Consider the following 18,208-nt stretch of genomic DNA (forward strand, 5'->3'; position numbering starts at 1 on the left):
CGGCCTGTTTCTCGTTTCCTGCAATCTTAAACCTGCCGGAAAAAACGATGCCACAACCGCCCACCCGCCTTCTTGCCAAAATCGGACTTGCCTATGTCAACGATCAGGAGCCGGGCATAGCCCGAGAAAGGCGCGGGCGCGGTTTCTGTTACCGGTTGCCGGGCGGCGAACTTCTGTCCGATAACGTGGAGTTGAAGCGCATCAAATCGCTCGGCGTCCCGCCTGCCTACAAAGATGTCTGGATATGCATCGACCCATCCGGGCATTTGCAGGCAACGGGCTTTGATGCGCGCGGGCGAAAGCAATATCGTTACCATCCCGACTGGCACGCATTGCGCGGTGAGACGAAGTTCTTTCAGCTGAAAAGCTTCGGCAAGGCGCTGCCTGCCATCCGGCGACGCGCCATGGCTGACATTGCAAAACAGGATCACGGTCAGGACATGACACTGGCGGCCCTGACGCTGCTTCTCGATGCCGCCTATCTGCGCGTCGGCAACCGTTCTTATCTTGAAACCAACGGTACCTATGGCGCAACCACATTGCTCAAGCGCCACGTGTCCTTCGGCGCGACAATCGAATTGCGCTTTGCAGCCAAGGGCGGGCAGAAGGTGAAACGGCAATTGCGCCACCCGCGCCTTCAAAAAATCCTCGAGGAAATCGCCGATCTGCCCGGCAAGGAGCTGTTTGTCTGGCAGGACAGTGAAAACCGGGTTCACTCCGTCGATTCAAGCGATCTCAACGCCTATCTTTCCCGCGTCGGCGGACAAGGCATTTCTGCCAAGACTTTCCGTACCTGGGGCGGAACGCTTGCGGCCTTCTGTCATGCGATGGAACATGTGGCTGCGGGTGAAAAACCCAGCATCAAGGGTATGTGTCAGGCAGCGGCGACGGAACTGTCCAACACACCCGCCATTTGCCGCAAGAGCTACGTACATCCTACCGTTCTCGATATAGCGACGGAGGAGAAGGCGCAGAAGAAGCTTGGCCGTATTCTGAAGGTGGGCGCAAAGCCGGTCTCGGGCCTCAGGGCCGATGAAAGACGTCTGCTTGCCTTCCTGCCGTGATAATCAGCGGCCAGTCGCCCATTCGCCCAATTCCCGCTCGGCCCTTTCGAGCGCGCTGTAATTCAACAGCTTGCGCAGGAAAGCGACGGTGACGGCGCGGGTTCGAAGATTATAACGGCCTTCCGCCTCGTCATCACCGGCCGCCTGATGGACGTTCAGCTTTTCGTAGAGGCTTTGCAGCCGGTTCTGCACGCTGCGCAACGAAAGGTTACGGCGGCGCGCAATCGCCTTGTCCGTCAGGCCCAGCGCAACATCAACAAGGATTTCATATTCGGAATCGGTGAAGCCATGCGCCTTGCCAAGGCTTTTTTCCTGTAGGCCGCGCACTTCCCTGTCGATCACGCATTGCGCCTCGATGAAGATGCTGCGCAACGCCAGCCGCAACCGGTCGTCAGATGCTGATTTCAGCACGTAGCCATAGGCAGCACCTTCGGGCACGATGCGGGAAACACCGCGCACATAGGCCTCGTCGGAATAGTTGGACCAGAACAGGATGCGGGTGTCCGGCCGCTCCTTCCAGATGGTGCGCGCCGCCTCGATGCCGTTGCGTTCGTTCATCTGCAAATCCATGACGATATGGGCGGCGCGGTTTTCCCGCGCCAGCTTTTCGCCGGTTCTGCCGTTTGCCGCCTCCAGCACCTTGTCGCATTCCGGCAGGGCGGCTCTCACCGCCTCGTTCAGATAGGCGCGGTGTAGCGCATCGTCCTCAACGATCAGCACATCCATGTCATATTTCCTCCCGCCGGTCGAAAGCGCCTTCCGGCAACGTCACGGTAATGCGGGTTCCAGCGTCTTTGCCATTGCCACCAATATCGAATCTGGCTGAAATCAGCCGTGCCCGCGTCTTCATGTTGCCGATGCCTAGTCCACCAGAGACAGCCCCCTCGCCACGGCCGCTACCGTCATCGCTCACGGTCACCCGCAACCCGCCATCCGTTAACGACAGTGTCACCGCAATCGTTTCCGGCTGCGCGTGACGGATGGCGTTGTTGACCGCCTCCTGCACGATGCGGAACAGCGAGATGGCAACGGTCTTGTCGAGTGTCTCAACAAGACCGTCCGTCTCGTCCGTAACCGACCAGTCGATAGAAGAGCCGCTGTCGCGCACGGAGCGATCCACATAGGTCTCGATGGCCTGCACGACGCCGAACAATTGCAGGATGGAGGGTTTCGCCTCCTCAATGATCTCGCGCAGATCCTGCATGCAGTGCTGCAGGCTGCGCACCACCGGTTCCAGCATCTCGCCCGACACGTCCGGTGCGTGGCTCATCCGCTCGATGCGCCGTGCAAGCCGCGTCAGGTCCGCCAGCGTCTGGTCGTGCAAATCCATGCCGATCCGCTGTCGCTCGGCCTCCAGCGCTTCGGTCAATTGCAGGGCACCCAGCCGCAACCCCTCCTCGCGAGCATTGGCGCGCGCCTCCTCGATCGCAGACCGTTTGGCCTGTTCGGCGGCGCGGATGGCGTAAAAATAGGGCGCCAGCAAATCCGCAACCGCGCGGGCATTGGCGACATCCTCCATCGTATAGGCATCCGACTGGTGCGAGGAGCAACTGAGCGCGCCGATAATGTCGCCATGCACCTTCATCGGCACGTGCAGGCGGCTATGCAGATCAAGCTCGATGATCGGGCTGGAAAATGCGCCTTCGAAATGGAAGCGCGGATCGGCGCAGGCATCGCCGCTCAAAAGATATTCCACCTCGCCCGAGAGCACGGAACGGATGGGACTGCCGGACAGAAGGGCGGGCGGCTGGCGGCTCCAGGCGCTTGCCAGACCGCTTTCATAGGCGATGTGAAATTTGTCATCCAGCTGCTTGATGCAGACATCCATGTGGACGTGAGGAATTATATGGGTGATTTCGGTAGCGACCGCCTGAATGATGGCGTTGAATTCGAGCTGCCCGGCGAGCAGCCGCGAAATGCCCATGTAGTGATGGAAAAGAGCGCTTTTCGGCGTATCCAGCATGTGCGGACACCCTCCCAAGCGCCTGCCTTGTCAACTTGTGGCGGCGCGACCTGCCCCGTATCGGCTATTCTGCGCCCGGCGGTGGCGTTTCGTCCTGCGGGTTCCCGCATCCTTTCTGCGGAAACCCGCAGGAAGATTGCCGTTATCCGCCTGTACAAGCCAAACCTTCTTGGTCATTCTCGCTTTTACTGGGGAAAGGAGCTCCAGTGCAAAGGAATTCCGCCTGCCGCCGAGGAGATTTGCGGGAAAGCGGGTTCCGAGCTCAAAAAGGGCAAGCCACCAGGGAGGAAAATCAATGGCTTTCAGAAAGATGCTTCTGGCATCGGCCGCTGTCGCATGCGCAGCTTTGCCGATCACCGCTCACGCCGATACCTCGGCTAAAAAAATCGCGCTTTCGAACAATTACGCGGGCAATTCCTGGCGTCAGGCAATGCTGACGAGCTGGGACAAAATCACCAAGCAGGCAGTTGCAGACAAGCAGGTCGCTGCCGCTGACGCCTTCACGACAGCCGAAAATCAGGCGACCGAACAGGCGGCGCAGATCCAGAACCTCATTCTTCAGGGTTACGACGCCATCGTCATCAACGCCGCCTCGCCCACCGCTCTTAACGGTGCTGTCAAGGAAGCCTGTGACGCCGGCATTACCGTCGTCTCGTTCGATGGCATCGTCACCGAGCCTTGCGCCTGGCGTATCGCCGTTGATTTCAAGGCGATGGGCGCAAGCCAGATCGACTATCTCGCCAAGGCGATGCCGAAGGGTGGCAACCTGCTCGAAATCCGCGGCCTCGCGGGCGTTTCGGTGGACGATGAAATCCATGCCGGCATCGTCGACGCCGTCGCCAAGAACCCGCAGTTCAAGATTGTCGGTTCGGTCAATGGCGACTGGGCGCAGGACGTCGCACAGCGCGCTGTCGCCGGCATTCTGCCGAGCCTTCCCGAAGTTGCGGCAGTCGTGACGCAGGGCGGTGACGGTTACGGTGCAGCACAGGCTTTTGCCGCCGCCAAGCGCCCGACACCCACCATCGTCATGGGCAACCGCGAAGACGAGTTGCAATGGTGGAAGCAGCAGAAGGATGCCAGCGGCTACGAGACCATGTCGGTCTCCATCGCCCCCGGCGTTTCCACGCTCGCTTTCTGGGTGGCGCAGCAAATCCTCGACGGCAAGGATGTCAAAAAGGATTTGACCGTACCTTTCCTGCGCATCGATCAGGGCAATCTTGAGGAAAACCTCAAGAACACCCAGAAGGGCGGCGTCGCGAATGTGGAATATTCACAGGAAGACGCCCAGAAGGCCATCGCCTCCGCCAAATAGGCCGGACAATTTCCGGACACAAGCGATTGCGGCGCTCCCTGAACGGGCGCCGCAACTGCCACCTATATTATCCAAGTTTCAGATCACTGGCGTGAATGCTCATGAATGACATCATCGAGGCGGAAGAAGTCGTTGCCGCGCGCGGCGTGAAGGTCGTGTTCGGCGCGGTAAGGGCGCTTGATGGGGCCGATCTCGTCATCCGTTCGGGCGAATGCCTGGGGCTCGTCGGCCATAACGGTGCGGGAAAATCCACCATCGTCAACGTCATCAATGGCGGGCTGACGCCGCATGAGGGGTCCATTTCCTATCGCGGCGAACAAGGCCGTCAAGGAATCGCGGCAGCACGCGCCAGCGGCGTTCGCTGCGTGTTTCAGGAATTGTCGCTCTGCCCGAACCTGACGATCAGCGAAAACGTCCGCATCATGCATGCCGCGATGAACGGGCGGAACTGGCGCGGACGTGCGCTCGCCATGATCCGGCATACGCTGGACGAGATTTTTCCCGGCCACGGTATCGATTGCGAATTGACGATCGCGGAACTCTCCATCGCCGAGCGGCAGATGGTAGAAATCGCCATCAATTTTTGTCGAATCCCGGATGCGCCGAGACTGGTAATCCTCGATGAACCGACTTCCTCGCTTGATGCGGGTCTTGCGGAACAATTGATGGATTATGTTCGCAGTTTCGTGCGCACCGGCGGCTCCGTGCTGCTGATCTCGCATATTCTCGGCGAGATTCTGTCGACAGCAACCCGCATCGTGGTGATGAAGGACGGCCGAGTGGTCGCTGATCGGGCAGCGGGCGAGTTCACGACGCGCACGCTGGTGGAAGCCATGGGCAGCGTCGTCAAGGAACAGGACAGGCAAAAGGGCGAAAACCGCAAGGCGGGAGAGAAGGTGCTTTCGATGCCGGCGCGCCGGGGCGAAGGCCTCGCCTTCGAGGCTTTCCGCGGTGAAATCATCGGCCTTGCCGGTCTCGGCGGCCACGGGCAGACCGAAGCGCTACTCGATCTCTACCTTGCCCGCAACAGCAGCTGGCTGCCCGCGCGCAAGACCGACATCGCCTTCGTGGCGGGTGATCGCAGTCTGAACGGCACCTTCCCGCTGTGGAGCATCCTCAAAAACCTTTCCATCGCCTCGCTGCGGGATATTTCATCCGCCGGCATGGTGGACAGGGGCAAGGAAACCGAGCTTGGCGCGCAGTGGAAAAAGCGCATCGAAATCCGCACGCCCGACATGGGCAACAAAATCCTTTCGCTCTCCGGCGGCAACCAGCAGAAGGTGCTTTTCGCCCGCGCGCTCGCCACCACGGCTAGCACCGTGCTGATGGACGACCCGATGCGTGGCGTCGATATCGGCACCAAACAGGAGGTCTACGATATCTTGAGAACCGAAGCCTCCCACGGCCGCACCTTCATCTGGTACTCCACCGAGATGGATGAAATCCGCCTTTGCGACCGGGTCTATGTTTTCCGCGACGGCGCCATTCAGGCGGAACTGGTGGGAGAGGACATCACCGAACAGAATGTGCTGGCCGCTTCCTTTTCCGGAGAGGACCACGCATGAAACTCTCCGCCAGTGCCCTTCGTCTCATCATTCCCGCCGCCTCGCTCGCCTTCCTGCTCGCCGCCGTCTTTTACATGCAGCCGCGCGCCATGAGCTATAACGGACTCAACTTGCTGTTCAATCTGGCGGTGCCGATTGCACTTGCCACCATTGCGCAGATGCTGATCATGTCCGTCAACGATCTCGATCTGTCGATGGGTACCTTCGTCAGTTTCTGCGCCTGCGTCACCGCCACCTTCCTGCAAACGACGCCACTGCTCGGTATCGCGATCTTCGCCGGTGCGATTGCGGTTTATGCGATGCTGGGCGCCATCATCCACATCCGCGCCCTGCCCTCAATCGTCGTCACGCTTGGCATGAGCTTTGTCTGGGGCGGCCTTGCCGTCCTCATCCTCCCCTCACCCGGCGGCCAGGCGCCAGCCTTCATCCGGGCGCTGATGACAGCAAAACCGCCGCTCGTGCCAATTGCCATCGTTGCCAGCATCGTGATTGCGGTCGTCGCCCACTACATCGTCATGCGCTCCTCCTTCGGCGTGCTGATGCGCGGCGTCGGCGGTAACTTCCGCTCCGTCGAGCGCTCCGGCTGGTCGGTCATCGGCATACGTGCTGCCACCTTCGCGCTGGCCGGTTTCTTCGCGGTGTTGTCGGGCATAGCGCTCGTCGGGCTAACGACATCGGCAGATGCCAATATCGCGCTTCGCTACACGCTGCTGTCGATTGCCGGCGTTATTCTGGGCGGCGGCGAATTCGTCGGCGGTCGGGTCTCGCCCATCGGTGCTGTCATCGGCGCGCTGACGCTCACCCTTGCCGGCTCGTTCCTGTCCTTCATGCGCATTTCGCCGGACTGGCAGATAGGCGCACAAGGGGCGATCCTCATCATCGTGCTGGCGCTCCGCATCCTGCTCAACCGTCTCGAAAAGCGGGAGAAAAACCAATGAACGGGCTTTCGTCTCTCTCGAAAAAACCATGGATCTGGTCGTTCGCCGCAACGGCCGCGGTCTGGATCGTTACCGTCATGTTCACCGGCGGCGCCAGCTCCTTCGGCCTGTCGCACGCAGCCCTGACCTTCGCGGCCTTTTCCGTGATCGTCGGTATCGGCCAGATGTTCGTCATCACGCTCGGGCCGGGTAATATCGACCTCTGCGTTCCCGCCACGATGACGCTATCAGGCACGCTGGCGCTCAAATTCATGGATGTGTCCGATGGTCTCATCCTGCCGGGATTGCTGATCGCCATCCTGATCGGCATCGCCATCGGCATCGGCAACTATACGTTGATCAAGCTTCTGCGCATCCCACCGATCATCGCGACGCTTTCGATGAGCTTCATCGTGCAGTCTATCGCCATCTGGTCCAACCGCGGCCTGCGGATCAAGCCGCCGGAAACACTCGCCACCTTTGCCACGTCGAGCTCTCTCGGCATTCCGAATGTTGCCCTCGTCGCCCTTGTCCTCTCGGTCATCGCCTGGCTGCTGCTCGACCGCACCTTTTACGGACGCTGGATTTCCGCCATCGGCCAGAGCACTTTCGCCGCCCGCATGACCGGCATTCCGGTGGATGGAGCACGCTTCGTCACCTATGTGCTCTGCGCGGTACTGGCGGCGATCGCGGGTTATCTGCTCGCCAGCTTCTCCGGCGGCGCAGCACTCAACATGGGATCGGAATATCTGCTGATGTCCATCGCGGTGGTGGTGATCGGCGGCACGGCGGTTGCGGGCGGCGATTCCAACGTACCCGGTATCTGGGGCGCTTCGCTGTTCATGTTCCTGGTGGTCTCGATGCTGAACACCTATGGTTTCGGCGCGGGCATCCGCCTCATCCTCACCGGCCTCATCATCATTTCCGTCATTCTTCTGGCTAGCGGCCCCAAGGCCACACGCTGAACCCCGAACGAAAAGCCCTCAAGCGGACCACGCTCATGACCACAGACAACGCCTCCCCTTACGAAATCCACGATGAACGCTTCCGCCTTCTGATTGTCGGCAATGCGGAACTGGAAGAGCTTTATTCCGGCTGCCGCTGGGCGGAAGGCCCGGTGTGGTTTTCTGATCTGAGCTGCCTGCTGTTCAGCGACATTCCCAATGAGCGCATGTTGCGATGGGTGCCGAATGGCGGGATTTCGGTATTCCGCCACCCCTCCAACTTCACCAATGGCAATACGCGCGACCGGCAGGGACGGCTGGTTTCATGCGAACATGGCGGCCGTCGCGTCACCCGCACCGAAGTCGACGGCTCGATCACCGTTCTTGCCGACAGCTACGGCGGCAAGCGGCTGAACTCGCCTAATGACGTGGTGGTGAAATCCGATGGCAGCGTCTGGTTTACCGACCCCACTTACGGCATTCTTTCCGATTATGAGGGCTACAAGGCGGAACCCGAACAGAAGACGCGCAATGTTTACCGGCTCGATCCCGCAACCGGTGAAATCAAGATCGCCATCGATGACTTCGTGCAGCCAAACGGTCTGGCTTTCTCGCCTGATGAAACCAAGCTCTATGTCGCAGACAGTTCCTACAGCCATGATGTATCCCGCCCACGCCATATCCGCGTTTTCGATGTCGTGGACGGCGTGAAGCTCACAAACGGCCGGGAATTCTGCAATCTCGACAATGGCTTGCCTGATGGATTCCGTCTGGATACAGCGGGCAATCTCTGGACCAGTGCCGGCGATGGCGTGCACTGCTTTTCGCCTGACGGTACGCTGCTTGGCAAGATCAAGGTGCCGCAGACGGTCGCAAACCTCACCTTCGGCGGCCCGAAGAAAAACCGCCTGTTCATCACCGCAACGAAATCGCTCTATTCGGTCTACGTCGCCGCAACCGGCGCGCAGACGCCCTGATACGCTGGAAAAACCGGAGGGCATGTAGCAGACGGGAACTGGCAAGACGGCTTCACTGCGCTATAAAAGCGGGATGACCGATGATTCCAGCCCCTTCCTGACCGACGACATGGCACTGGATGGCGAAACGCAGGCTATCGAACCCACCAGCCGCATGCTGTCATGGGCGCGCAATTCCGCTCTCTACCGGCTGGAACAGCGCATGATGACGGAAAAGCAGCTGCGCGATGCGATCACCCGCAAGGCGCGGGAAAAATTCGAGGATATCAGCCCCGCTCAGATAAAGGCGCTTGGCGAATTCGCCGTGACCTTCGCCTATGGCATCAAGGCGCTCGACGATACGGCTTATGCAGAAATTGCCGTGCGAAGTGGCCAGCGCAGCGGCAAGTCGAAGCGCGGGCTTGCGCAAAAACTTCAGATCAAGGGCATTGATCGGGAAACGGCCGCAGTCGCACTGCAGGAAACCAACGATCTGGTGGCGGCCGTAATCTTTGCGCGCAAGCGCGCCTTCGGCCCCTTTCGCCGTGTCGAGCTTGATGAAAAACGCAAGTCGAAGGAATTTTCTGCCTTCGCCCGCAACGGCTTCGGCTTCGAAATCGGCGCGAAGGTGATGGCGATGACGGTGGAAGAGGCAGAAGAGATCGTCTCGGAAGCACCGCTTTAAAGGTTATTGCGGCATCGGATGCGTTTTCAGATAAGCGATCAGATCCGCGATATCCGTTTCGCTCCACAGCCCGAAAAAGCGCATCGAGGTTCCAGGGATCGCCTTTTTTGGGCTCGAGATAAAACTTTGCAGCTCCTCCTCCGTCCACACCCGACCCGCGGCACCGGCATCCTTCAGCGCCTGCGAATAATGGCCGTAACCAGCCACGGAGGCTATCGGCCTGCCCACCACGCCCATCAGATGCGGTCCCATGCGGGTGCGCGGCGCATCGATACTGTGGCAGGTGGAACAGCGGCTGAAAACTTTTTCCCCGTGCACCGCATCGCCTTCGGCCAATGCCGGCGCAGCAATACAGAGGAAAAAAGCCATTGAAGCCGGAAGCGTTCTGAATGCCGAGATCATCATGCCCCGCATAATACAACGCCCTCCCCGTCTGACAACGAAGAGGGCGTTTTTTGACATGCGACAGAATGCCCGGCGTTATAAGCCGGGCAGTACGTCGATGATCAGTTCATCGCAGTGAGCGTCACGGATGTACCGGTTGCGGCGAGGTTGAGGCCAACCTGACCCGTCACGCTGACCGTCTGAAGCTGGATGGAGCCCGAGGTGCCGCCAACGAGGATGTTGGTGCCAACGCCGAGGCCAACGGTTACTTCAGCCGTGGCGCCCTGATAAAGGCCACCGAGCGAACCACGGTGGTAACCCGCTGTCGGGGCGAAAACGGCCCAGACCAGACGGCCCTGCGTGGTGAAGCCAAGGTCAACGCCCATCTTGCGGATGGCGCCGGTATAATGGTCGGTGCGACGCGCGCCCATGGTGGACTGGAAGGTGCAATCCAGTTCCTTGGCCGAGCCGATTACGTAACCGACGCCACCGCCGATATCGCAGGTGAGGTAACCGATCTTGACGCCATTGCGTTCGTCCTGCTCCTGCGGAGCCGGCTCATATCTTGCAAGGTCGGCAGCGAGTGCGGACACGGTTCCACCGAGACCCATCGTCAATGCGGCAAAAGTTACGGCAACAGCCTTTTTCATCTGATTTTCTCCTGTTTTATTCCTACCCGCAGCAGCCCTTCTTGCCCTCTCCGGATATTGAATTCCGCACTGTTAACGTTTGTTCCCCGAAATCGATCCAAAACAACTGAATTGGGTGCAAGGAAAGCAAAACGGTTAACAATGTCTACTGGCGGTAGGATGCCATTAAGACATTGTTAGGGCGGGAAACGCCTGCGGAATTCCTGTTAAAGGCGAGTACGTCAGGGCGTTGTTTTGCTGCAACGATGTCAAAGCGGCAGTGCTACGGGAAAGCCGGTCGCAGCATGGGTCATGACATCCATACGGACGCCATAGATACGCTCCAGCGTTTCCGGCGTCATGATTTCGTTCGGCGTTCCCCTTGCGATAAGCCTACCGGAATGCAGTGCGACGATCTCATCGCAGAACCGCGCCGCCATGTTGACATCGTGCAGCACCACGATGACGCCGAGACCCTTTTCCCGCGACAGTCTTTGCACCAGCGAGAGAACCTCGAGCTGGTGTGCCATGTCGAGCGCCGATATGGGTTCGTCGAGAAGCAGGCTTTCGGCGTTCTGGGCAACCAGCATGGCCAGCCACACGCGCTGGCGCTCCCCGCCGGAAAGCGTGTCCACCAGCCGGTCCCTGAAGGCCACGGTGTCGGTCAGCTCTATAGCCTCGTCCACCCTCTCCTGATCCGCCTTGGTGAATTGGCCGAGCGCGCCGTGCCAGGGGTAACGGCCAAGCGCCACCAGTTCCTTGGCCAGCATGCCGGACGCAGCCGGCGTATATTGCGGAAGATAGGCGAGCTTTCGCGCAAATTCGCGGTTGCCCCAGCTCCCCAGCGGCTGCCCCTCGAACGACACCTTGCCCGCCGTCGGCTCGTGCATGCGCGCGAGAATCTTAAGCAGCGTCGATTTTCCCGAACCGTTATGGCCGATAAGACCGATGGTCTTGCCGGTGGCAAAGCTTGCCGTCAGCGGATGCAGCAATGTCCTGCCCGGAACCTCCATGGTTACCGCTTCCAGAAAGAAAAGCGGGATATCGTCGTAATCTACGGCAGGTGCGGCCTGACCCATTGTTCTCATCTCCGTAAATCGTTCAGAAAAATCATCATCGCCTGCCTGAAAGCCAGATCAGATAGGGCGCACCGGCCAGAGCCGCAAAAAGCCCAAGCGGCAACTCGTAAGGAAAGGTCACGGTTCTTGCCCCGAGATCGGAAAGCGCCATCAGCACCGCACCGAACAGGAACGATGCAAACAGGTGGTCGCGCGGTGTGGTGAAACCGGCCCGAAGCGCAATGTGCGGTGCCATCAACCCGACGAAGCTCAGCGGACCGACCAGCAGTGAGGCCGCACCGGTGGCAATGCCGGCCACGGCGATGACTGCAATACGCGCCGTAGCGAGCGGCAGACCTAGTGAGAGCGGCACATCCCGGCCAAGCGGCAGGATCACCAGCCAGCGCGTCACCGACAGGGCAGCGGCCAGGAGCACGACGGAAAGCACCGCAAGAAAGATCGCCGAACCTGATGTCGCCGTCGAACCCGAGCCGCTGAGCCAGGAGAGAATTTGCCAGGCCCGCTGATCACCAATGGCAAGCAGTGCCGAAAGTACCGCCGAGCAGAGCGAACTGATGGCAATGCCGGCGAGCAGTATTTTTTCAGGCGCCAGATGCCGGCGCACCGAAAAGAACAGAACGAGCATCATGACGGCTGCCGAGCCGAGGCCGGCGCCGCAAAACAGTTCGAACAGCCCGGCGGCCGGAAAGAGCGTGATGGCGGCGGCAAAACCAAGACCCGCGCCACCGCTGACGCCGATCACCTCCGGGCTTGCCATGGGATTTCCGGTCAGCCGCTGCAGAAGCGCGCCCGCCATCGCCAATAAACCACCGGCAGCACAAGCCGCCATCAACCGCGGCCAACGAAAGGGCAGAAGGCTTTGCAGGTCGCCAGCTTTCAGCACCGTCCAGCCCTCCGGCCCCTTGCCGATGGCGAGGGATGCAAAAACCAGCCCGGCCATGATGACAAGCACCGGCAGCAGGGAGGCAAGCCTGCGTCTGATCGCGAGATCGCCGCCCTCATTGCGATGGATATTCGTAGGCGGGATTTTCGGCAGCAGCCAAAGCAGCAAAGGCCCGCCGATGAGAGCCGTGACCGCACCCGTCGGAAACACTTCCGCTGTCGTACTCGCCAGAAGCTGCACGAGACCGTCGCAGAACCAGAGCAGCAGACCGCCCAGAAGCGGCGAAACGAACAGCACGGAAGATGCACGTCGCACACCCAGCGCACGGGTAAGCGCAGGTGCTGCAAGTCCGATAAAACTGACGAGACCGACGGCGGCGGCGACGAATGCCGACAGCATCACGGCGACGGCAGCCACCGCCAGCCTGATCGAAAAGAGCGATACGCCGAGCGATCGCGCACTGGAATCGCTGAGACCCAGAACCGTCAATGGCCTTATCAGTAGCCCGGTGAGAACCAGACCAGCGAGAAGTTGGGCGGCAAGCAGAAACGCATTCGACCAGTCCTGCTGGCTGAGGGAACCGCCATTCCAGACCACAAGCGACATTAGATATTCGCCTCGTGCAAGCGTCAGCGCGGCGGCAACGGAAGCGGCGGTGATGCCGACCAGCAGTCCCGACACCACCATGGTGACGGGCTCGAAGGACCGCCGCCAGCCGAGAAGAAACACCACGGAGGCCGCAGCGGTACCGCCGGCGAGCGCCACCCATGCGCGGTTGCCATCCAGCACCGAGGGGAAGAACAGGGTCGCGATGACGATTGCCAGCTGGGCGCCGGCAGAGATGCCAAGGGTGGAGGGGTCGGCAATCGGATTGCGCAGCAATTGCTGGAAAAGCGCACCCGACAATCCCAGCATCGCCCCCGCCAGAATGGCAACCGCCACACGCGGCATCAGGCTGAAGGCGAAAATGACCTGATCCATCGACATGGACGCGGCATCGAACGGCAGGCCGGGCCAAGCGCCGAGGGGTAACCGCAGCAATCCGGCATGCAGGGAAAGCCCGCAGGCCAGAAGAAAGACGAGGCCGAAGAAAAGCTGGAGAGGCCGTGCCGTCACAATGCCTCTCCGTGGGTTGCCAGAGCCTCGGTCAAAAGCCGCGCAAAACGCATGGCTGCGGTGATACCGCCATAGGGGCTGACATTACCGAGGGTGACCACCCGGTTTTCCCGCACGGCCGGAAGCGCACGCCAGATGGCACTGTTGCGCAGAGTTTCCCGCGCCTCCACCGGAATATCGGAGACGATGACGATGCGCGCATCGGATGAGGCGGCGAGGTTTTCAAGCGGCACCGGGGCCGCGAAGGTGAATTGCGACCGATCCACCCAGGCATTGGTCAGCCCCAGACGGCCAAGAACATCCCCGAACATGCTATCCGCACCAAAGGCACGAAAATGCCGGGCGTCGCCTATGTTGATGACATAGGTCGGCCGTGCGGAAAACCCGGCAAGACGGGCCCGCATGGCGTGCAGTGCCGCTTCCGTTTCACCCAGAACCTTGCGCGCCTCTTCGGCCCGCCCGAGCTTTTCACCAAGCGCGGTGACCGCCGCCAGCGCCTTTTCGAAAGGCGGCTCACCCTTCACGTAAAAGGGCAGTGAAAAGACGGGGGCGATCGCTTCCAGCCTGCCGGTATAACGTGTGTAGAAAGGCGAAATCAGAATGAGCTCCGACCGGGTGAGCTGCAGAAGCTCGAAATTCGGAGCGCCGCGCAGGCCGAGATCGGCGACGGTTTCAGGGATATCAGGCTCGACCGCGCCGGACCGGAACTGGATGAGTTCGGTCGCCGCCACCGGCATGACGCCGAGCGCCACAGATGTTTCCAGCATGGCCCAGTCGATGGCGGCGATGCGCGGCGTCACTGCTGCCCGCGCCTTGCCCGCAAGAGCCGAGGCGGCGAGCAGGCTTAAAAATTCCCGCCGCCCCCAGAGGGGGGAAATCCATCGATCCTTACGCGTCATGCCCCTGCTGCTTCACTTTAATATGGCGTTACCACCGGTAGGTCAGCTTGCCCATAACGGTTCTGCCGTCACCGTAATAGCATCCGAAAGTGGAGCAACTAGAAATATATTCTTTATCAGTCAAGTTTTGCACCAGAAGCGAGGCGCGGTAGCCGTTCTTCTCGTAATGCACGCCGAGATCGAGCAGGGCGAGGCCCTTCATTTCGAAGGCATTGGCCGCATCGCCATAACGTTTTCCGACATAACGGACACCGCCGCCGATGCCGAAACCTTCAAGCGCCGTATCTTCCGGGAAGGTGTAGTCGAGCCAGAGGCTGGCGGCGTGCCGGGGCGTACTATCCAGCTCCTTGCCGTTGTTCACACGGCCGGAGACCTCGCTGTCCATGTAGGTATAGGCCGCCCGCAGGTCGAGCCCGTCTGCAAGGCTTGCGACGCCTTCCAGTTCGAGGCCTCTCACATGCGCCTCGTCCATCTGCTGCGTCACCCCGCCCACCGTCGTCGTGACGTTCTTCTGTTTCAGATCGTAGATCGCCGCGGAAAAGAAACCGTCAAAGCCCTCGGGCTGATATTTGATGCCCGCTTCCCATTGTTCGCCCGTGGTCGGTTTCGGCGCATCACCGACAGCCGGCTGCGGCACGGGCTCGAAGGAGGTCGCGTAGCTGACATACGGCGCGATGCCGCCATCGAAGAGATAGCTGACCCCGACACGGCCCGTCAGCTTATGGTCGTCCTTGTCGAGAGTGCGGTAGGTCGTTCCGTTGAACGTCGTGCCGCCGGTGCTTGCCCAATCCTGCCGCAGACCGGCGGTGACCCGCCAGTTCTCAAAGGCCATCTCGTCCTGCGCATAAAGACCGATCTGGGAAATATCCGTCTTCACATCGGCATAAAGCGTGCGCGAGGTGAGACTAATTGGCCCGCCATAAACAGGATTGACGGGATTGAGCGGCGTTGCGGCCCAGAATTCGGTTTTGACGTTATTGTCGAAATAGCGGTAATCCAGCCCGACAAGCAGGGTGTGGTCGACTGGTCCCGTGGAGAACTCCGCCTGCAGGCTGTTGTCGATGTTGAAGGTGTTCAGCAATTCGTCCTGGAACGTCGCATTGCGGCGGATGAGATTGCCGATCATGCCGCCGCTGGTCGAAGACATGCCGAGCGCGCGGTAGGACCAGTCGAAATTGGAATAACGCGCATTCTGCCGGAAGGTGAAGGTCTCGTCGAAACGGTGCTCGAACTCATAGCCGATATTAGTGAACTTGCGGCTTGAGGTATCGAAAGAGGGATCGCCGACATAAAAGCTGCGGTCCAGCATATTGCCTGGTCTCAGATAGGTCAGCGCCGGCGGCAGGCCAGACGGCGAACTCGGATTGTCGTGCTGATAGGAGGCGAGAACCGTCAGTTTCGTATCCTCGTCGGGCTGCCATGTCAGCGCCGGGGCGATGAAATAACGATCGTTCTGCAGATTGTCCGTCTGAAGATGGGCGTTGCGGGCAAGGCCGGTCAGGCGATAGGCAAAACTGTCGCTATCCGCGACCGGCCCACCAATATCGAACATCGATTGGTAATAATCGAAGCTGCCGATCTGCGCTCCGACTTCGCCGAAACGCTCGAAAGTCGGCCGCTTGCTGATGAGATTGATGAGGCCACCGGGATTACCCTGACCGTAAAGCACCGAGGCCGGCCCGCGAATGACTTCCACCCGCTCCAGACCGTAGACCTCATAAGACGGCGCACCGGCCGTGCGCATCAGCCGCAGACTGTTGAGGAACTGCAGCTGGTTACCCTGAAAGCCGCGAATGCGCGGCGCATCGAAACGTGGATCCGCCCCAAACGGCTGCGCGACGACGCCAGGCACATAATTCAGCACCTCGCTGAGATTACGGACATTCTGCGCATCCATTTGATCCCTGGTGATGACGGAAACCGATTGCGGCGTCTCGATCAGGGATCGCCCCGTCTTGGTGGCGCTGGCGCTGGTTTTTGCCACATAGCCCTTCACCGGCGCCTTGGAGTCCTGATTTTTCGCGCCGTCCACGGTGATGGTCTGCAGCACCGTCGTTCCGGCTTCCTGCGCAAGGGCAACGCCGGAGGTCACGAACGCCACATAGGCGATGGCAGCGCAACCGCCCGCCAGAATGGAAATGTGTTTAGATTTTCCCTGCACGCCAAGACCCTTCATCAACCGCGCCGCCATGAGACGGTTATTTTTCTGGAGAATTGAAGTCATCTTATTACGCAAGGAGCGGATTGTGATCCAATAAGTGAAACTGGATTTTTTCAGAACTACTGATTATGAAAATTCTTACGGATAATAGCTTGGAATTATTCAAATCCGTCAGGAAAGGCAGTGATGATGGGCAGGAAACCGGCAAACCGGGCGGACGCGTTCGAGCTGCGGCACCTGCGCTATTTCACCACGCTGGTGGATGAGCGCAATTTCGAGCGCGCCGCCGCCCGCCTCGGCATTGCCCAGCCGGGTTTGAGCCAGCAGATCATGGCGCTCGAGCAGATCGTCGGCATGCCGTTGCTTGACCGGACACGGCGATCGGTGAAGCTCACCACGCCTGGCCAGCTTCTTTATGAGGATGCCCGCAAAATTCTCGCCAATGCCGAGGCGACACTTGCGGCGCTTAAACGCGTCGATCGCGGCGAGACGGGCCGCATCTCCATCGGTTATGTCGCTTCGGCCGCCTATTCCGGCCTGATGATCCAGTCCATCGCCAGTTTCCGCGCCTCTCATCCCGATGTGGAACTGCAACTGATCGAGATGGAGATGCGGCTGCAACTCGCCAAGATCGCCGACGGAAATCTGGATTTTGCCTTCATCCGCCCGCCTGCGCCCGTTCCGGAAGGTGTCACAACCCATGTGGTTCTGCGCGAACCGCTGGTGGCCGCACTTCCTGAAAACCATCCCCTGGCCTTTGCGCTGCAGGTCGACCTCAAGAACCTTGCCGACGAGACCTTCATCACACCGCGGCAGCCGCCGGATGTCGGCTTTCATTACAATACGATAGAAGCCTGCAACGAGGCCGGGTTCCAGCCAACGATAAGCCCGGAAGGCCGGGATTACACCACCATTACCAGCATGGTGGCGATCGGCCTCGGTGTGGCGCTGGTGCCGCGCTCGCTCGATTGTCTGCGGTTGCCCGGCGTGCGCTACGTGCCGCTTGCAGCAAGCGCCACGACTTCCGACCTCGCCATCGCCCACCGGAAAACGGAAGCCTCTCCCGCCGTCAGGGCCTTCATTCTCCATACCCGCAATTGACGCGACCGCACCCGCCCATGCGCTGAATATCCACGACCCGGCTGCCGATCCCGTGGACGAAAAACCCGTCATCGTCCGTTTCCGCGGCATCGGTGGCAACAGGCCAAGCGACGCAACCACATGAGATTACGGAAAGAATGGCGCTCTTTTCGGCAAACCGGAAGCAAGGCCTAAATCCCGTCCGGATATTTTCTGTTCCCGCTTTTCCCCGCAGCCGCGGCGCACCGTATAATCGCGGCAGATTTCGATTTACGGGAGACAGCAATGGCTGAGACTTACGAACACCACGCCGCAGGCCTCGAATCCCCGGCATCCCATGCTTTCGAGGTTGTTCCTGATGATACGAACCCGCTTCCTTCCCCCACGCGCGCCATCTATGTGGGCAATGGTGGTCATCTCTGCCTGACCCTGCTTTCCGGCGCGACGGTGACCTTCCAGAACCTGCCCGCAGGCAGCCTGCTGCCGGTCAGGGCCACCCGCATATTTGCAACCCGCACCACCGCCACAGGCATTCTGGGGCTCAATTGAGCGCTCCATCGCCGGCTGATCT

At 60.2% G+C, this 18,208-nt stretch carries 17 protein-coding genes; 9 read left to right on the plus strand and 8 right to left on the minus strand.

Annotation, left to right across the window (positions count from 1 at the left end):
- Positions 1 to 47: 47 nt before the first annotated feature.
- A complete protein-coding gene (locus GH784_RS11860) occupies positions 48 to 1,064 on the plus strand; it encodes a DNA topoisomerase IB (RefSeq protein ID WP_153793428.1) in 1,017 nt (338 codons plus the stop codon).
- A gap of 3 nt (positions 1,065 to 1,067) precedes the next feature.
- On the opposite strand, the gene GH784_RS11865 is transcribed toward GH784_RS11860, so the two are convergent.
- Positions 1,068 to 1,790 (minus strand): response regulator transcription factor, encoded by a 723-nt coding sequence (locus GH784_RS11865; RefSeq protein WP_004431697.1) that lies wholly within the window; start codon positions 1,788 to 1,790, stop codon positions 1,068 to 1,070.
- A 1-nt stretch (position 1,791) separates the two neighbouring features.
- A complete protein-coding gene (locus GH784_RS11870; RefSeq protein ID WP_019566558.1) occupies positions 1,792 to 3,027 on the minus strand; it encodes a GAF domain-containing sensor histidine kinase in 1,236 nt (411 codons plus the stop codon).
- 295 nt (positions 3,028 to 3,322) lie between these two features.
- Between GH784_RS11870 and GH784_RS11880 the strand changes: the two genes are divergently transcribed.
- The 6 genes from GH784_RS11880 (at position 3,323) to recX (ending at position 9,406) form a co-directional block, all read left to right on the plus strand.
- Entirely contained in the window at positions 3,323 to 4,339 is a 1,017-nt protein-coding gene (locus GH784_RS11880) for an ABC transporter substrate-binding protein (RefSeq protein WP_004431691.1), read from the plus strand.
- Between the two features lie 101 nt (positions 4,340 to 4,440).
- A complete protein-coding gene (locus GH784_RS11885) occupies positions 4,441 to 5,904 on the plus strand; it encodes an ATP-binding cassette domain-containing protein (protein ID WP_153793429.1) in 1,464 nt (487 codons plus the stop codon).
- Positions 5,901 to 6,842 carry an ABC transporter permease gene (locus GH784_RS11890; protein ID WP_004431684.1) on the plus strand — a complete coding sequence of 314 codons (942 nt, stop codon included), beginning with the start codon at positions 5,901 to 5,903 and terminating at the stop codon, positions 6,840 to 6,842. The genes GH784_RS11885 and GH784_RS11890 overlap by 4 nt, the downstream gene beginning before the upstream one ends.
- Complete coding sequence (locus tag GH784_RS11895) at positions 6,839 to 7,786, plus strand: ABC transporter permease (RefSeq protein WP_004431681.1); 948 nt, start codon at positions 6,839 to 6,841, stop codon at positions 7,784 to 7,786. The genes GH784_RS11890 and GH784_RS11895 overlap by 4 nt, the downstream gene beginning before the upstream one ends.
- Positions 7,787 to 7,821: 35 nt before the next feature.
- A complete protein-coding gene (locus tag GH784_RS11900; RefSeq protein WP_004431678.1) occupies positions 7,822 to 8,742 on the plus strand; it encodes an SMP-30/gluconolactonase/LRE family protein in 921 nt (306 codons plus the stop codon).
- 73 nt (positions 8,743 to 8,815) lie between these two features.
- Entirely contained in the window at positions 8,816 to 9,406 is a 591-nt protein-coding gene (gene recX / locus GH784_RS11905) for a recombination regulator RecX (protein ID WP_004431673.1), read from the plus strand.
- 3 nt (positions 9,407 to 9,409) lie between these two features.
- Here the strand turns inward: recX and GH784_RS11910 are convergent, their stop codons facing one another.
- The 6 genes from GH784_RS11910 to GH784_RS11935 all read right to left on the minus strand — a co-directional run bounded on the left by GH784_RS11910 (position 9,410) and on the right by GH784_RS11935 (position 16,587).
- Positions 9,410 to 9,820: a c-type cytochrome gene (locus GH784_RS11910; RefSeq protein ID WP_004431671.1), complete on the minus strand. Its 411-nt coding sequence runs from the start codon at positions 9,818 to 9,820 to the stop codon at positions 9,410 to 9,412.
- Positions 9,821 to 9,912: 92 nt separating this feature from the next.
- Positions 9,913 to 10,440, minus strand: coding sequence for a DUF992 domain-containing protein (locus GH784_RS11915; protein WP_004431668.1), 528 nt, complete (start codon positions 10,438 to 10,440; stop codon positions 9,913 to 9,915).
- Positions 10,441 to 10,688: 248 nt separating this feature from the next.
- Positions 10,689 to 11,498: an ATP-binding cassette domain-containing protein gene (locus tag GH784_RS11920; protein WP_004431665.1), complete on the minus strand. Its 810-nt coding sequence runs from the start codon at positions 11,496 to 11,498 to the stop codon at positions 10,689 to 10,691.
- A 34-nt stretch (positions 11,499 to 11,532) separates the two neighbouring features.
- Positions 11,533 to 13,497 carry a Fe(3+)-hydroxamate ABC transporter permease FhuB gene (fhuB, locus tag GH784_RS11925; protein ID WP_323131472.1) on the minus strand — a complete coding sequence of 655 codons (1,965 nt, stop codon included), beginning with the start codon at positions 13,495 to 13,497 and terminating at the stop codon, positions 11,533 to 11,535.
- The gene (locus GH784_RS11930) at positions 13,494 to 14,396 is read right to left on the minus strand and encodes an iron-siderophore ABC transporter substrate-binding protein (RefSeq protein WP_004431662.1); all 903 of its coding nucleotides are present in this window, start codon (positions 14,394 to 14,396) and stop codon (positions 13,494 to 13,496) included. The genes fhuB and GH784_RS11930 overlap by 4 nt, the downstream gene beginning before the upstream one ends.
- Before the next feature lie 28 nt (positions 14,397 to 14,424).
- A complete protein-coding gene (locus tag GH784_RS11935) occupies positions 14,425 to 16,587 on the minus strand; it encodes a TonB-dependent siderophore receptor (RefSeq protein WP_004431660.1) in 2,163 nt (720 codons plus the stop codon).
- Positions 16,588 to 16,743: 156 nt separating this feature from the next.
- Between GH784_RS11935 and GH784_RS11940 the strand changes: the two genes are divergently transcribed.
- The gene (locus GH784_RS11940; protein WP_004431656.1) at positions 16,744 to 17,658 is read left to right on the plus strand and encodes a LysR family transcriptional regulator; all 915 of its coding nucleotides are present in this window, start codon (positions 16,744 to 16,746) and stop codon (positions 17,656 to 17,658) included.
- Between the two features lie 264 nt (positions 17,659 to 17,922).
- Complete coding sequence (locus tag GH784_RS11945; protein ID WP_003508451.1) at positions 17,923 to 18,186, plus strand: spike base protein, RCAP_Rcc01079 family; 264 nt, start codon at positions 17,923 to 17,925, stop codon at positions 18,184 to 18,186.
- The last annotated feature ends 22 nt before the right edge of the window (positions 18,187 to 18,208 follow it).

Origin of the sequence: Agrobacterium tumefaciens, from assembly GCF_009649785.1 — a bacterium.
Taxonomy (GTDB): domain Bacteria; phylum Pseudomonadota; class Alphaproteobacteria; order Rhizobiales; family Rhizobiaceae; genus Agrobacterium; species Agrobacterium tumefaciens.

Coding starts and splice junctions, on each gene's coding strand:
- GH784_RS11890 (WP_004431684.1), top strand. CDS start 5,901: ATGAAACTCTCCGCCAGTGCCCTTCGTCTCATCATTCCCGCCGCCTCG.
- GH784_RS11930 (WP_004431662.1), bottom strand. CDS start 14,396: ATGACGCGTAAGGATCGATGGATTTCCCCCCTCTGGGGGCGGCGGGAA.
- recX (WP_004431673.1), top strand. CDS start 8,816: ATGACCGATGATTCCAGCCCCTTCCTGACCGACGACATGGCACTGGAT.
- GH784_RS11915 (WP_004431668.1), bottom strand. CDS start 10,440: ATGAAAAAGGCTGTTGCCGTAACTTTTGCCGCATTGACGATGGGTCTC.
- GH784_RS11940 (WP_004431656.1), top strand. CDS start 16,744: ATGATGGGCAGGAAACCGGCAAACCGGGCGGACGCGTTCGAGCTGCGG.
- GH784_RS11885 (WP_153793429.1), top strand. CDS start 4,441: ATGAATGACATCATCGAGGCGGAAGAAGTCGTTGCCGCGCGCGGCGTG.
- GH784_RS11880 (WP_004431691.1), top strand. CDS start 3,323: ATGGCTTTCAGAAAGATGCTTCTGGCATCGGCCGCTGTCGCATGCGCA.
- GH784_RS11895 (WP_004431681.1), top strand. CDS start 6,839: ATGAACGGGCTTTCGTCTCTCTCGAAAAAACCATGGATCTGGTCGTTC.
- GH784_RS11900 (WP_004431678.1), top strand. CDS start 7,822: ATGACCACAGACAACGCCTCCCCTTACGAAATCCACGATGAACGCTTC.
- GH784_RS11870 (WP_019566558.1), bottom strand. CDS start 3,027: ATGCTGGATACGCCGAAAAGCGCTCTTTTCCATCACTACATGGGCATT.
- GH784_RS11945 (WP_003508451.1), top strand. CDS start 17,923: ATGGCTGAGACTTACGAACACCACGCCGCAGGCCTCGAATCCCCGGCA.
- GH784_RS11935 (WP_004431660.1), bottom strand. CDS start 16,587: ATGGCGGCGCGGTTGATGAAGGGTCTTGGCGTGCAGGGAAAATCTAAA.
- GH784_RS11910 (WP_004431671.1), bottom strand. CDS start 9,820: ATGCGGGGCATGATGATCTCGGCATTCAGAACGCTTCCGGCTTCAATG.
- GH784_RS11860 (WP_153793428.1), top strand. CDS start 48: ATGCCACAACCGCCCACCCGCCTTCTTGCCAAAATCGGACTTGCCTAT.
- GH784_RS11920 (WP_004431665.1), bottom strand. CDS start 11,498: ATGGGTCAGGCCGCACCTGCCGTAGATTACGACGATATCCCGCTTTTC.
- GH784_RS11865 (WP_004431697.1), bottom strand. CDS start 1,790: ATGGATGTGCTGATCGTTGAGGACGATGCGCTACACCGCGCCTATCTG.